Source organism: Acidobacteriota bacterium (genome assembly GCA_040752675.1).
Taxonomy (GTDB): domain Bacteria; phylum Acidobacteriota; class Polarisedimenticolia; order JBFMGF01; family JBFMGF01; genus JBFMGF01.
Genome location: JBFMGF010000010.1, coordinates 41,431 through 54,891 on the forward strand (window position 1 = coordinate 41,431; position 13,461 = coordinate 54,891).

The 13,461-nt window shown below is 50.1% G+C and carries 8 protein-coding genes; 1 reads left to right on the plus strand and 7 read right to left on the minus strand.

The window, feature by feature from the left end:
- Positions 1-34: 34 nt before the first annotated feature.
- From AB1756_01525 to pilB, 7 genes are all read right to left on the minus strand, one after another.
- Positions 35-2,215, minus strand: a complete 2,181-nt coding sequence (locus AB1756_01525) for a sulfatase-like hydrolase/transferase (protein MEW5806025.1) — start codon at positions 2,213-2,215, stop codon at positions 35-37.
- The gene (locus AB1756_01530; protein ID MEW5806026.1) at positions 2,212-4,707 is read right to left on the minus strand and encodes a hypothetical protein; all 2,496 of its coding nucleotides are present in this window, start codon (positions 4,705-4,707) and stop codon (positions 2,212-2,214) included. The genes AB1756_01525 and AB1756_01530 overlap by 4 nt, the downstream gene beginning before the upstream one ends.
- Positions 4,700-6,202, minus strand: a complete 1,503-nt coding sequence (locus AB1756_01535) for a sigma-54 dependent transcriptional regulator (GenBank protein ID MEW5806027.1) — start codon at positions 6,200-6,202, stop codon at positions 4,700-4,702. The genes AB1756_01530 and AB1756_01535 overlap by 8 nt, the downstream gene beginning before the upstream one ends.
- Complete coding sequence (locus tag AB1756_01540) at positions 6,199-7,890, minus strand: ATP-binding protein (protein MEW5806028.1); 1,692 nt, start codon at positions 7,888-7,890, stop codon at positions 6,199-6,201. The genes AB1756_01535 and AB1756_01540 overlap by 4 nt, the downstream gene beginning before the upstream one ends.
- 198 nt (positions 7,891-8,088) lie before the next feature.
- Entirely contained in the window at positions 8,089-9,291 is a 1,203-nt protein-coding gene (locus tag AB1756_01545) for a type II secretion system F family protein (GenBank protein MEW5806029.1), read from the minus strand.
- A 23-nt stretch (positions 9,292-9,314) separates the two neighbouring features.
- Entirely contained in the window at positions 9,315-10,436 is a 1,122-nt protein-coding gene (locus tag AB1756_01550; protein ID MEW5806030.1) for a type IV pilus twitching motility protein PilT, read from the minus strand.
- Between the two features lie 23 nt (positions 10,437-10,459).
- Positions 10,460-12,178: a type IV-A pilus assembly ATPase PilB gene (gene pilB, locus AB1756_01555; protein ID MEW5806031.1), complete on the minus strand. Its 1,719-nt coding sequence runs from the start codon at positions 12,176-12,178 to the stop codon at positions 10,460-10,462.
- Between the two features lie 292 nt (positions 12,179-12,470).
- Here pilB and AB1756_01560 point away from each other — a divergent pair, with 292 nt between their 5' ends.
- Positions 12,471-13,148, plus strand: a complete 678-nt coding sequence (locus tag AB1756_01560) for a glycosyltransferase family 2 protein (protein ID MEW5806032.1) — start codon at positions 12,471-12,473, stop codon at positions 13,146-13,148.
- Positions 13,149-13,461: the final 313 nt, after the last annotated feature.

Genomic DNA, 13,461 nt, shown 5'->3' on the forward strand with positions numbered 1-13,461 from the left:
TAAACTCAGTATTCCGGCAATAAAGAACAGATAATTAATCGAGGTATCCGAGCGATCTGAGCTTATCTCTCGTTTCCTGATCCACCCATTCGTGGCTCATGACAGGCTTTTTATCCATCAGGTAATGTTCGACCTGCTGCAGGAGCCGATCTTTCACATCAGGATATTCATAGACCAGATTCTTAGATTCCAGCGGGTCTTCTATAAGCTGATAAAGCTCATGGCGACCCGAGGAGCTGATGATCAATTTGAAGTGTTGATCGTATTTGGCCCTCAAGATGCTACCGAACCTTTCCCCGAATTCTCTGAAGTAATACCGATTTATGTAGAGTTCCGCCAGCGGGTTTCTGTTTCCAGTCTCGAAGGGAGCCCCGTCCAGGTCGCGCGGGATCTCTTTCCCGAGGACGCTAAGGATTTCAGGCATGACATCGACGATTCCGACCCTCGAATGCAAGATTCCGGTTTTCTTAGAGAAAGGATACTTGACGATGAGCGGTATCCGGAGAACCTCTTCGTAAAGACTATTCGTGTGGTCGAGAAGATTGTGCTCTCCGAACATCTCCCCGTGGTCGGATAGGACGACGATTAAAGATGCTTCATAGAGACCCATTTCTCTCAGAGTCTGGAACAGCCGCCCGATGTGATGATCGGCATATGCAATCTCTCCATCGTACTGCGAGAGGAGATACCTTTTCTCTCTCTCGCTCAATGCCCGATGGTTTCCCATGACTTCCCAGAAGGGGTCCTTCATGGAGAAGATTTTCTCCTGGAGGAACTTTCTGTTGAACGGCGAGTATGGAAGGTAAGGTCGGTGTGGCTCCATGTAGTTCAAGAAGAGAAAGAATGGTTCCTTCCTTCTCCGCTCCAGCCAGCGGATCACCTCGTCGGAAATGACCTTTGCGCTTAGGAAAGGCTTGGTTGTCCTGCTAATGAAATCGGGGATGGTACCATAATCTCCAAGTGACGTAGCGAGAATCCTGTGAAAGAATGGCTTGAAAGAGACCCACGTTCTCTCCCGATTCATGTAAATGTCGAAACCCTGGTCCATCCCCAGCGAGGCGGAGAGGGCAGCAAAATTGGAGACGAAAGCCACATTGGTGTAATCATGCTTTTTCAAGATCTCGGCAACAGTCGTCGCATCGGCAGGAAGAGGAAAGACTCCCGTCATGTCAAGATCATCGAGGGGATAATGCTCACCCGCGGCTGGAGGGCGATCTGCATAATGGGCCCCATGACGGTAAGGAATGAGTCCTGTGAAGAGGGATGCATGCGCGGGCAGCGTCCACGAGGAACTTGAAACGGCATTGGTAAAGAGAAGAGCATCCTCTGCAAATTGATCGATCCAGGGGGTCGTTTTTCTGGAATAGCCGTAGCAGGAGAGATTCGACGCCCGGAGCGTGTCAATGGAGACTACTATGACATTGATGGGGCTATTTCCTGCGCCGCTTCCTATCTTCCATTCTTGCTCATGAGAAGAACAGGAAATGGCATCGATGTGCGTGCAGAACCATAATAGGGAAAGCCCTATAAGGAGAAGGGTGATGGCGTTTCGAGAAAATCTCAAAGCGGATCGATCGAGGGGAATTTCCCTTCTTCTCATGATCCTTGAGATGACGAAGTTAGCAAGGAGATAAACGATAGAGAGAACTATGAGAAGGGCCATGCTGATGGAAAATCGATATGTTCCCCTGGCACCCGCTAATTTGTATTCGTTGAGCCACAGGTAGCCCGAAGCGATGATCCCGGAGAAGATCATCTCCAAGAGGCCGGTAGGATAAACAGGAAAAAGCCTCTTTCTTATCAGGGGGCAGAAAAAATAGAACGAAAGGGAGAGGACAAGGCAGAGGATCGTAAGAAGTAAGGTCGCCAGGAGCCCCTTCGATTCGTAGAACCTGGTTCCCATGAGGATTCTGCCATGGAGGAAGAAGAATCCGAAGAAAAAGATGAGAAAGAACAAAATGGAAGCCTGCAGGAGATCGAATCCTCGCTCTTCCTCACGCATGTAAAAAAGAGTGGAAGCTATAAGGGAAAAACATCCTGCCAGAAGCCCGGAGATCAAGCCACCCCCGGCATCGAACAATAGCGTGAGAGAAAGATAGGAAGCCGGGATCCTTTTCCCTGAGATCATGACGAAGAAGGATTCAACGATGAAGAGAGAAACTCCCATAATCAAGCCGAGAAAAAGTCCCGAAAAAATCATGCTCCTCTTGTTCATGACTCTTCTGCACGGAAATATATTCTCAGAGAGAAGAAAAGGGTGAGGGATGCGATGCCTGTGATGGAAACAGCAGAGAGGGCCAGACCAATAAAGAGAATCGTTGGACTGAACAGAAACTCCACGATGTGCGTTCCCCTTTCAAAGCAGATTCCGCGATAGAGGCCGTTCGCCAAGAAGATCCTTGATTCTTTGCCATCGACGCGGCAGCGCCATCCCGAATAATAGCTGTCGGAAAGAACAAGGAAGCCATCTCTATTCGATTCGATTGCTAGCCTTATCTCGTTGCATCCCATCTTTAAGATCTTTATCCTGAAGAGATCCGAGTGAAGAACCCGATCAGGTCCTGCCATCCAGACGAACTTCTGCTCCTTCACTCGCATCAGGGGAGAAGGACCGTCTCCTGCCTTCAGATGATTCAACATCTCCCCATCATGGGTCCCGGCAAGAACGACGGCTTCCTCGTAAGGATGAAATGTTTCGGAAAACAGTTCTCTAAAAACCAGGTTCGGGTCATGAATCATTCTGACTCTTGGAACAGCATATACCCTGGGGAGGGGAGCCCTATTCAGATACAGAACGACAGGGTAATTGCTCCCGGAGCTGCGCTCCATGACTTCCGAAAGATGAGGGTCATTGACTTTATTATAGAGAAGGAGATACCGTACGCCCGACATATCCAGAATCTTTTTCCAGGTTGACCATCCTCTATCCTTCGCTTTTTCCATGAGAAGATAGTGATCGTAAGGTCCCAGCCGGTCAACATTTCGGTCAAAGGCAAAGGCAATCCTGTGAGGCAGGCCAATCCACTGAAGAAGCATCATCCTGTTCCAGTAGAAACCCTCCTCCCTCTGTCTGGACCCGATCTTCAGCATCAGGTCTCCCGGAGTCCTATCGCGAAAGACCCTGTAGATCTCCCGATCTTCCCCGAGAGCACCGAGGAAGGGGGATCTCATCTTATAAAAGTTCGCTCCGGCTACGGGATTGAGGTTCATGTTGACTATCAAAAGATCCATGAGGATGATCCCAATCAGGACGGGGCAGGCAAGACTTCCTCTGATCTTGGTGTAAAAGGAGGCAAGAATCAGTAGAGCGACTACGAGAGAAATACCGGCTGCATAGACGACGCTGGCAAGCAACCGTGACGCGATGGATGAAAGAATGATGGCCCCGGCATCCTGTCCCACATGCAGAACTCTTTCAATGAAAAACCTGTATGATTGAGGGAAGAACCTTCCGATGCAATAGAGGGCCACGAGAGAGAGGGTGATCAGAACTGGAATCACAAGAAACGGCCATCGTCGTACCGCCTGGGTCAACCTTTTCTCAGATATCTCTCGCATTAGATCCAAGCCACTCCCTGAAAGGATAGCCCAGGAAAAGGAGAATAAGATGAAAAATTTGGAAGTATATCGGAATGCAGAGAGCAAAGGGACCTCCCCGGATAGCTTCTGAAAGAGAGGCACGCTACCCAATGCTCCAAGAAAAAGTGATGCGACAATAAGAATAGCGAAGATAGTAAATGTCCTGTCCCTTCTATATAAAAGGATACTGACGAGGAAGAGAGATGGGAGTCCTGTATAAAGGGAAGCGAAGAAGGGAACCGTTTCCCTGAAAAAAAAGCTTCCCCAGTATTCCGCCGGATTGGTAACAAAGGGGTTCCCGAAAAGCCTCGGGATGAAAAGACCAATGATCTCCTCGGGATGGAGCGACCATTTTGAGATGATATCGGAAGCAAGTCCTGCTGCCCTTTCGGAGTTCGCGAAGAACTCTGCGGCAGGAAGGAGAAGAAATAATGAAAAAAGAAGCGCGCAGAATAGAGTTGCGGTCAGAAGACCAACCTTCGAAAGAACAGCTCTTGCCTGTGTCGGATCCGGCTTTTGTAAAAAGATCACGGCCAGTGCGATGAGTAGCGTGCTGAGAATGAAGAATGGTTCTGCCGTAATCAGAACGACGGATAGAATCAGGGAAGCCGGCAACAGGTAGAGTCGCGATCGGTAAAGGAAGCGGTGCAAGAAGAAGAGAAAGAGCGGGATCCAGGCGGCACTGCATAGCAGGTTGTAGTGATGGGCGAGGCAAAGCATGAAACCGGAAAAGGAAAAAAGAGAAGCGGCAAGAAGCGACCCCTGTCTCGAAAGCCCGCACTCCCTCGAAAAGAGATGCATTCCGAAGGCACAGAGGAGGTACTGTATGATGATGGAATATTTGAAGGCTGCTTCGAAGGGGATGATGAGAAAGATCAGTGAGATAGGGTGAAAGAGGAGATTGTTGGGATTCGCATAGAGAGGTTGTCCGGAAGTTATGAAAGGATTCCATAGGGGGAAAACTCCCTCCGCTATCAGCGTGGCGATCAGCTTCCTCGCAGGGTGATGGTTCTGGCTGATATCGCCGTAATAGAACTGACCGTCGGAGAGGATGGCAGAATTAAAAAAGAGGATTGTCGTGATGACTAGAAAGAGAGGGGCAGCGGCCATCCTGAGATATCTAGCCATTTCCTCCGCTTTCTTTCCCGGTCTCCTCTGATGCCGTGGAATTACTCCGCCCTGAAATATCGTACTTCTTGGCAAAATATCTGAAGGATCTAAAACTCATGCCAAGCATCCTCGCCGCTTTGGATTGGACTCCCCCGCACCTCTCCAGAGCATCCTCGAGATACCTTTTCCTCAGCTTCTCGATCTCTTCTTCCAGATTGAATCCTTTCCCCCATGAGGCTCCATGAAACTCAAATAGCTCGGTACCCTGGGGAGGGGAAGCTTGAGAAAGGGACGGATCACCCGCTAATACTTCCTGTGGTTGGAATTTAGACTTGCCCGTTCTAACGTCGGCCGGAAGGCTTTCTACTCTTATCTTGTTCAAGATCTCCAGTGTGACCGCTCTCTCGATGGCATTTTCGAGCTCCCTGACATTCCCGGGCCAGTGGTAGGATTCCAGGGCTTCCATCGCGTCAGGATCGAAACCAGAAATGCTCTTGTGAAGCGCCTGGGTGAACTTCTTCAGGAAATGATCGGCGAGAATGGGAATGTCCTCCCTCTTCTCCCTGAGAGGAGGCATCTTGATCTCTATGACGTTGATCCGGTAATAGAGATCTTCCCGGAACCTCCTCTCCTGGACAAGCCGTTCCAGATTCTGATTGGTGGCTGCGATGATCCGTACATCGACATCGATCTCTTCCGTGCCACCCACTCTTCTTATCTTCTTATCTTGAAGTACTCTCAGGAGCTTCACCTGCATCCCCAGCGAGGTCTCACCGATCTCATCCAGGAAGAGGGTACCACCGTTGGCGACCTCAAAGAGCCCCCTCTTGGTCATCGTTGCCCCTGTAAAGGCTCCCTTCATATGCCCGAACAGCTCACTCTCAAGGATCCCTTCGGGAAGAGCGCCGCAGTTGATTGAGACGAAGGGAGAATCCTTTCTAGAGCTGTTGTAATGGATCGTCCTCGCGATAGCCTCCTTACCTGTCCCGCTCTCTCCCGAGATGGTGATTGTCGTGTTCGTGTCGGCGATCTTGTAGATGAGGGAGAGGATCTCCATCATCTTCGGACTTCTCCCGACTATCTCGCCGAGATCGCTCTTCTTCTTGAGCTGCTCCTTGAGGTATACATTCTCCTTGGCGAGTCTCCTCTTGTCCAGCTCGTTCTTGATTATGATCTTGATCTCATCCACGTTGAACGGCTTGACAATGTAGTCCGAGGCACCGAGCTTTAGAGCTTCGATTGCGGACTCCGTCGAGGCATAGGCTGTGATCATGATGACGGATGTTTCCGGCAGTGCGTCCTTGGAGGCTCGCAGCACTTCGATCCCGCTGATCCCGGGAAGGGAGATATCAGTCAGGATGAGATCGTACAGTTTTTCGGTGAGTAGTTTTTTTGCTTCCTCCCCTGTGGGCGCTACATCGACTTCATACTCCTTCTTCAAGAGCAGGAAGAGCATGTCCCTCATGCTCTTCTCGTCTTCTACGATGAGGATCTTGTTCTTGTTAGGGCTCATCTTGTTCTGCCTGTTTGAGCTTTAAGGAACTCTGTGATCTGGTTCAGCTCATCCGACTTTCTGGGGATGACGATCTTCACAGTAGTCCCCTCCCCGATGCGGCTCTTAACGTCAATCCTTCCACCATGTTCCTGAATAATTTTGTAAACGATGGCGGCGCCCAATCCCGTTCCCTCCTTGAAGGTCCCCTCGAAAGGTTGAAAATAGCTCTCCGCCTCCCTCTTATCCATCCCGATACCGCTATCGGAAAAAACGATCGTGAGCGCGTTCCTGTGGCTTCCATCCACTTTTATGGTCAGAGTTCCCCCGTTGGGCATCGCTTTGAGAGAATTTGTCGCCAGGTTCCAGAATACCTGTTTCATTCTGTTGACATCGATGTATGAGATGATCTCAGGGCTCGAAAACTCGGTCACAACGCTGTGCTTCCTCCCAAACTCCTTACTGTTCTTCAGAAGGCGGACCGATTCCTCGATGATCAAAACTACATCCGCCCGCTCGGGAGAGAATTTCCCCGGCTTGGCGAACATCAAGAAATCCCGGATCGTCTTCTCCAGCCTCTCGGATTCCATGAGAATGATATCCATCAGATCGAGATTCTCCCCATTGAGATCGAGTTCGTTCTTGAGGATCTGCACTGACCCGCTGATGGACGCAAGAGGATTCCTCAACTCATGTGCCATTCCGGCAGCCATCTCCCCCAGGGCTGCCATTCTCTCCTTGAGCCTCATCTCCTTCTCCATGGCAATGATCTCCGTCAGATCTTGGAAGATGAAGACGAGACCGAGACTTCTTCCCCCTCCGTTTCTTAGACGCGATACGGCGAACCCGAGATACCGTTCGCCGCCCTGGGCTCTCCGGAATGATCGTTCGAATCGGAATCTCTTTTCCTCCTCCAGAATGCTCCTGATCTTCCAGAGGAAAGATTCATTAAGGTCGAAGAGGTCTTTCACACTCCTGCCGATGCTCTTCAGCGGGTCAATCCCTGTGATCTCCGCTCCCCCTCGGTTCATGAAAATGATCTTTCCCATCAGATCCGTCGTGATGAGACCGGTGCCGATGCTCTCAAGGATCTTTTCGTGGATCGCCTTGAGCTCGTCCAGGTCATCCTGTTTTTCCTCGAGTTCCTTCCCCGTGATCCTGAGCCTCTCTGATAGATAGGAGCTGAGATAAGCCACTACGAAGAGCCCGATGAAATTCACGGAAAGCGCGTAGTAGAGTTTCTGCTTGGTTACCTCCATCACCTGAACATAACTTGTGGAGTAAAAGGGGACTATGTCATAGATTAGAAAGCCTATGAGAAGGAGATAGAAGAAGAAGCATGCCGTGGCAACGATAAATGCCCCCTTCCTGTAAAGCATGATTGAGGCCGTGATGATGGGAAGTATGTAAAGGAATGACATAGGGCTGTCCAGTCCGCCCGTGATGTAGACAAATCCGGTAATGACCAGGGTATCTCCAATCCCCTGAATGTAGACAAACGATTCCTTCTCTTTCAGGCTCGGGTAGAGGAACCCGTATGCGATTACGAGGAAGTAGGTGAAGGCGGAGAGAAAGTAGAGCGGTTCCAGAGCCCGTGAAGGGCTATACAGAAGTTCGATGATGAAGGAGGAGATCAACAGGGTCGTGATTACGACGACGCGGAAGACCATCAACCACTTAATCTGCCTCTGTATTTCCTTCCTCATCATGGACCCTTTATCATTATCAAAACGTCAGGAGCCGCTCCCGTAAAAGCCTCATCTTTTTTCAGAGTTGCAGGTTTACCTCTCTAACTCTTCAGATATAATGGGCAAGGTGCTTGTTACAAAGAAAAGCGTCGCGAAGATCCAGCCGAGCTTTCCCTTATATGGGCAATCCAGCCATCCATTATGAACAGGAAGACGGGATTAGCCTATCTTGTTGATGAGATCGAACATCGGAAGATACATTGAGATGATGATCCCTCCGATGACGACTCCCAGAAAGGCAATCATAATGGGCTCCAGTAGCGAGAGGAGGTTCTGCGTGGCATCATCCACTTCCTCTTCGTAAAAATCCGCAATCTTGGCAAGCATCGTGTCAAGAGCGCCCGTATGCTCTCCTACTGCGATCATCTGAACCACCATAGGGGGGAATACATCGGTCTCTTTTAGAGGTTCCGAGATGCTCTTTCCCTGCTCGATGTTCTTCCTGGTCTCCATTATGGCATCTTCCACAATGGCATTTCCCGATGTCCTCGCTGTTATATCAAGGGCATCAAGGATCGGAACGCCGCTCGATATAAGGGTGCCTAGCGTCCTGCAGAACCGTGCTACAGCCAGCTTCCTCAGAAGCATGCCGATGATCGGCATCTTGAGAAGCAGACCATCAAGGATGCGCCTCCCATTGTATGTCTTGTGGTATCTGTTGATGGCAATGATGGCAAGGACAATCACAATTCCTATAAACCACCACCATCTCCCGATGAATTCGCTCAGGGCGATGGTGATCCTTGTGGGAAGGGGCAGCGAAGCCCCAAGTCCGGCGAAGAGGGCGGCGAATGTGGGAATGACCTTCCAGAGTATGACCGTGACGACACCGATGGCGATCGTGATGACCGCCGTTGGGTAGACGCTGGCAGAGCGGATGGCCACTCTCAATTTGACGATCTTCTCGATGTACTGGCTGAGACGCTGAAGGATAGTATCTAGGATACCCCCCGCTTCTCCCGCTGCGATCATGTTGCAGAAGAGATCGTCGAAGACCTTTGGATGCTTCCTCATGGCATCGGCCAGCGTGGACCCCGATTCTACATCCTGCCTGATCTGGAAGAGGATCCTTTGGAATGTCCTGTTGTTCTGCTGGGTCCCGAGGATTTCGAGGCACTGTACAAGAGGAAGGCCTGCGTCGATCATGACGGAGAACTGTCTCGTGAAGATAGCGATTTCTTTCTTCCTAACTCCTCCACCGATCTTCGGAAGGGCAAATTCCTTCCCCTTCTCCGTGACCGCCGTGACGATGATCTGCTGTCGCCGAAGGGTATTGATGACGGCTTCCTTGTTGTCAGCCACCATCACTCCCTCTTGCATTTCCTTCCCTCTCACGCGTCCTTTCCATGAATAGGTTGGCATATTTCCCTCCCGTTAAAATGGGTTTACGCCCTGGTCACCCTTGTAGGTCCAGGTTTCGGTGGCGTATAGATGAGCCCAGCACCACGGTTGATCATCTCCTGAAGCTCATCCACGTTATGAGAAACCGACAGGGCCGTTTCCAGAGTGATCTGTTTCTGGAAATAAAGCGTGGCGAGCGATTGGTTGAACGTCTGCATGCCATATTTCAACTGCCCTGTCTGCATGGCTGAGTAAATCTGATGCACCTTGTCTTCCCTGATGAGGTTCCGGATTGCTGCATTGGGAATCATTATCTCCAGAGCCAAGACACGACCATGTCCTCCAGCTTTTGGCAGGAGGCCCTGGCAGAAGATCCCCTCGAGAACAAAGGAAAGCTGGGCTCGGACCTGGGGTTGCTGGTGGAATGGGAAGACATCGATGATTCTGTTGATGGTCTGCGCGGCGGAGTTGGTATGAAGCGTGGCAAATGTGAGATGTCCGGTCTCGGCAATCTTCAACGCCGATTCAATCGTCTCCAGGTCTCTCATCTCACCGATGAGTACGACGTCCGGGTCCTGCCTGAGAACGGAGCGAAGAGCATTTGCAAAAGAATGCGTGTCCGCATGCAGCTCCCTCTGGTTGACGATGCATTTCTTGTGGGAGTGAAGATATTCTATGGGGTCTTCGATGGTTACTATATGCTCATTCCTCTCGCGGTTGATCTTGTCGATCATAGCCGCAAGAGTCGTGGATTTTCCGCTTCCCGTGGGCCCGGTAACAAGAACGAGGCCTCTAGGTTTTTCGCATATCATTGCGGCCGCATCGGGAAGCCCGAGCTCCTTGAAGCTCCTTATCTCCCATGGGATGAGGCGGAAAGCAGCACCTACCGCTCCCCTCTGACTGAAGACGTTGGCCCTGAAACGGGCCAGCCCTTTGATGCCGAAAGAAAAGTCGAGTTCCAGATTCTCTTCGAACCTATGTTTCTGATTATCGGTCAGCACCGAGTAAGCGAGTTGTTTGGTCTCTCCTGCCGTCAATGGCGGAAGTTGAAGCTGGATCAGGACCCCATCTATGCGGATCTGGGGAGGAGAATTAGTTGTGACGTGAAGATCGGTTGCTCCCTGTTCGACCATTGTTTTGAGAAGCTGGTGCAATGTGACTCCCATCTCTTCCTCCTAAAATAGAGATATTACAGAACCGTTTCCCTGACGATCTCCTCGATCGTGGTGATTCCATCTCTCAGCTTCTGGAGGCCACTTTCCCTCAGACTGATCATCCCGTTCTCGATCGCTTTCCTGCGAAGCTCGATGGAGGAAGCGCCGGCCAGGATGAGCTCGCGAATGTCATCCGATAGCTCCATCACCTCGAAGAGTCCCGTCCTTCCCTTATATCCAGTGTTGTTGCAGTTATAGCAACCCTTCCCTTTGTGCATTTTCAACTTCTTCGTCTCCTCATGAGAAAACCCAATGTCCACGAGGACTTGCTGCGGGACCTGGATCTCTTCCTTGCAATCCCTGCATATTTTTCGGATCAGCCTCTGTGCAGCGATCAGGTTGACCGAGGTCGATACGAGGAAGGGTTCGACGCCCATGTTCATCAGTCTGTTGATTGTGCTCGGCGCGTCGTTCGTATGGAGGGTGCTCAGAACAAGGTGGCCCGTCAGCGCGGCTTTCACGGCGATCTCTGCCGTCTCGAAGTCGCGGATCTCACCCACCAGGATGATATTGGGATCCTGTCTCAGAAAGGACCGTAAAGCCGTGGCGAAATTCAGCCCGATCTGCTCCTTCATCTGCACCTGGTTGATCCCGTGGATGTTGAACTCAACCGGATCCTCCGCCGTAAGAATGTTCGTATCCGATGTGTTGAGTTTGTTGATTGAGGAATAAAGCGTATTCGTCTTGCCGCTTCCCGTGGGGCCTGTCACGAGGACCATCCCGTAAGGCTTAAGGATCGCCTTCTCGAACCGTTCAAGCGATTCCGGCTCCATTCCCAGCTTGGTCATGTCAAGCATGAGATTCTCTTTGTCAAGAAGCCTCAGGACGATCTTCTCTCCAAAGAGAGTGGGAAGAACGGAGACCCTGTAGTCCATCTCCTTGTTCTTCCCCTGGATCTTCATCTTAACCTTGATCCTTCCATCCTGGGGAAGCCTCTTCTCCGATATGTCAAGCTTGGCCATGATCTTGATCCTCGAGATGATGGCATCCCTCAACTGCATGGGAGGATGCATCATCTCATAGAGGACCCCATCGATCCTGAACCGGACCCGGAAGTCTTTCTCGTAAGGTTCCAGATGGATGTCGCTTGAATTCTTCCTGATGGAATCGCTGAGAATGATATTAACGAGCTTGACGACAGGAGCCTCTTCGGAAGCGCTCTCGAGTTTGGAGATGTCGATTTCTTCTTCTTCCTCGAGGACCTCAAGCTGCTCCGCCTCGGCCTCAGCCATCTCGTCCATGACCTTCTTGAGCTCAAGCGAATGACTGGTTCCATAATACTGATCGATCGCTTCACGGATGGCGATTTCGGAAGCGACGACCGGCTCGACGTTATAGCCGCTCATGAACTTGATGTCGTCCATGGCAAAGACGTTGGTCGGGTCTGTCATGGCTATTGTCAGCGTCGCTCCCGTCCTGTTGACCGGGATGATGAGATATTTTTGGGCGACTTCCGAGGGGATGAGTTTTATGACCGCTTCATCGATTTCAAAATGTCTCAGATTGATGGAAGGAATGCCGTACTGCTCCGATAAAAAACTCGTGATGTCTTCCTCGCTCACGTATCCGAGCTTCACCAGGTTGTAGCCTATCTTGCCACCCGATCTCTTCTGCTCTTCAAGGGCTTTCTTAAGCTGCTCTTCCGTGATCAGACCGGCCTTGATCAGCATCTGTCCCAGCTTAAGAGCCATTATCTTCCTCTTTTAAAGCATTAAATTCAAGCGGAGCGGCAAATCTCAGGATCATAGAGCCAAATGACTGCGAAGTTAATATTATGTTACGGGTCAATTTTTGTCAAGCAGAGGCTGAAATGAGCAAAAATTGCCACAAACTATTGAAAAATAGCCTTTTTTATCCTTTCCCCCTGCATGAATTCAGGGGAAAAACCTTGATCTAAAAGATTTCATAACCTATTTCTCTCCCTGTATCTTCCGCCAGGCCGGGAGGAACATGGTATAATCATCGAGATTGAAAGGATCGGGATCAGTGAAATTATCCATTATCATCCCTGTTTACAACGAAAGAAGCACGATAGAAGAGGTGCTCTCATGCGTTAAGAGATCGCCTCTCGAAAAAGAGATCATCATCGTTGATGACTATTCCACAGATGGCACCCGGGGGGTCCTGCAAACGTTGAATGACATAGCGGTGAAAGTCTTCTTCCATTCCAGGAACAGAGGAAAAGGAGCGGCCGTCCGGACAGGCATAGAAGCCGCCACCGGAGATATCATCATCATCCAGGATGCCGACCTGGAATACAATCCCGAAGAGTATCAGATCTTGATCGAACCTATCGTTCACAATAAGGCCGATGCTGTTTATGGCTCCAGGTTCCTCGGCAAGCATCGGGTCTTTCTTTTCTGGCATTACCTCGGGAACAAATTCCTGACATTCTTGACGAACATCCTCTACGACACGATGCTAACTGACATGGAGACCTGCTACAAAGCAGTAAAAGCCGACGTCATGAAAAGTCTCCATCTTCGATCCGACCGTTTTGACATAGAACCCGAGATAACTGCCAAGCTCTTCAAGAAGAAATATCGAGTCTTCGAGGTCCCCATCAGTTACAGCGGAAGAGATTATAGGGAAGGAAAGAAAATTACCTGGAAGGATGGCGTCATAGCCCTCTGGACACTCCTCAAATACAGATTCACCGACTGATTTTCATTTTAGGTTCCATCTTGCCTGCTATCCCCTTTCAATCAAGGAAATTTTTTCTACCGCATTCGCTTCCTTTCAGATGGATATGGCAAACGTATGAAGCAGGACATAGGCTATAGAATGGAGAAACAGCCTTCGGCATTTTTGAGCGAAAGGCGCCTTTATTGACATAGGGCATCCTTATTCTACCTAGTTTGAGCGATTTTTAGCATAAGAAATCCCACCCAATGAGTTATACTGTTGATATGAAACAAAAAACAACAGACAGCAACTTTGCTGTCCTTAACCCATAGGGTGGGAGGAAATCATGAAA

Coding starts and splice junctions, on each gene's coding strand:
- AB1756_01550 (MEW5806030.1), bottom strand. CDS start 10,436: ATGGGAGTCACATTGCACCAGCTTCTCAAAACAATGGTCGAACAGGGA.
- AB1756_01540 (MEW5806028.1), bottom strand. CDS start 7,890: ATGATGAGGAAGGAAATACAGAGGCAGATTAAGTGGTTGATGGTCTTC.
- AB1756_01530 (MEW5806026.1), bottom strand. CDS start 4,707: ATGGCTAGATATCTCAGGATGGCCGCTGCCCCTCTCTTTCTAGTCATC.
- AB1756_01525 (MEW5806025.1), bottom strand. CDS start 2,215: ATGAACAAGAGGAGCATGATTTTTTCGGGACTTTTTCTCGGCTTGATT.
- AB1756_01535 (MEW5806027.1), bottom strand. CDS start 6,202: ATGAGCCCTAACAAGAACAAGATCCTCATCGTAGAAGACGAGAAGAGC.
- AB1756_01545 (MEW5806029.1), bottom strand. CDS start 9,291: ATGCCAACCTATTCATGGAAAGGACGCGTGAGAGGGAAGGAAATGCAA.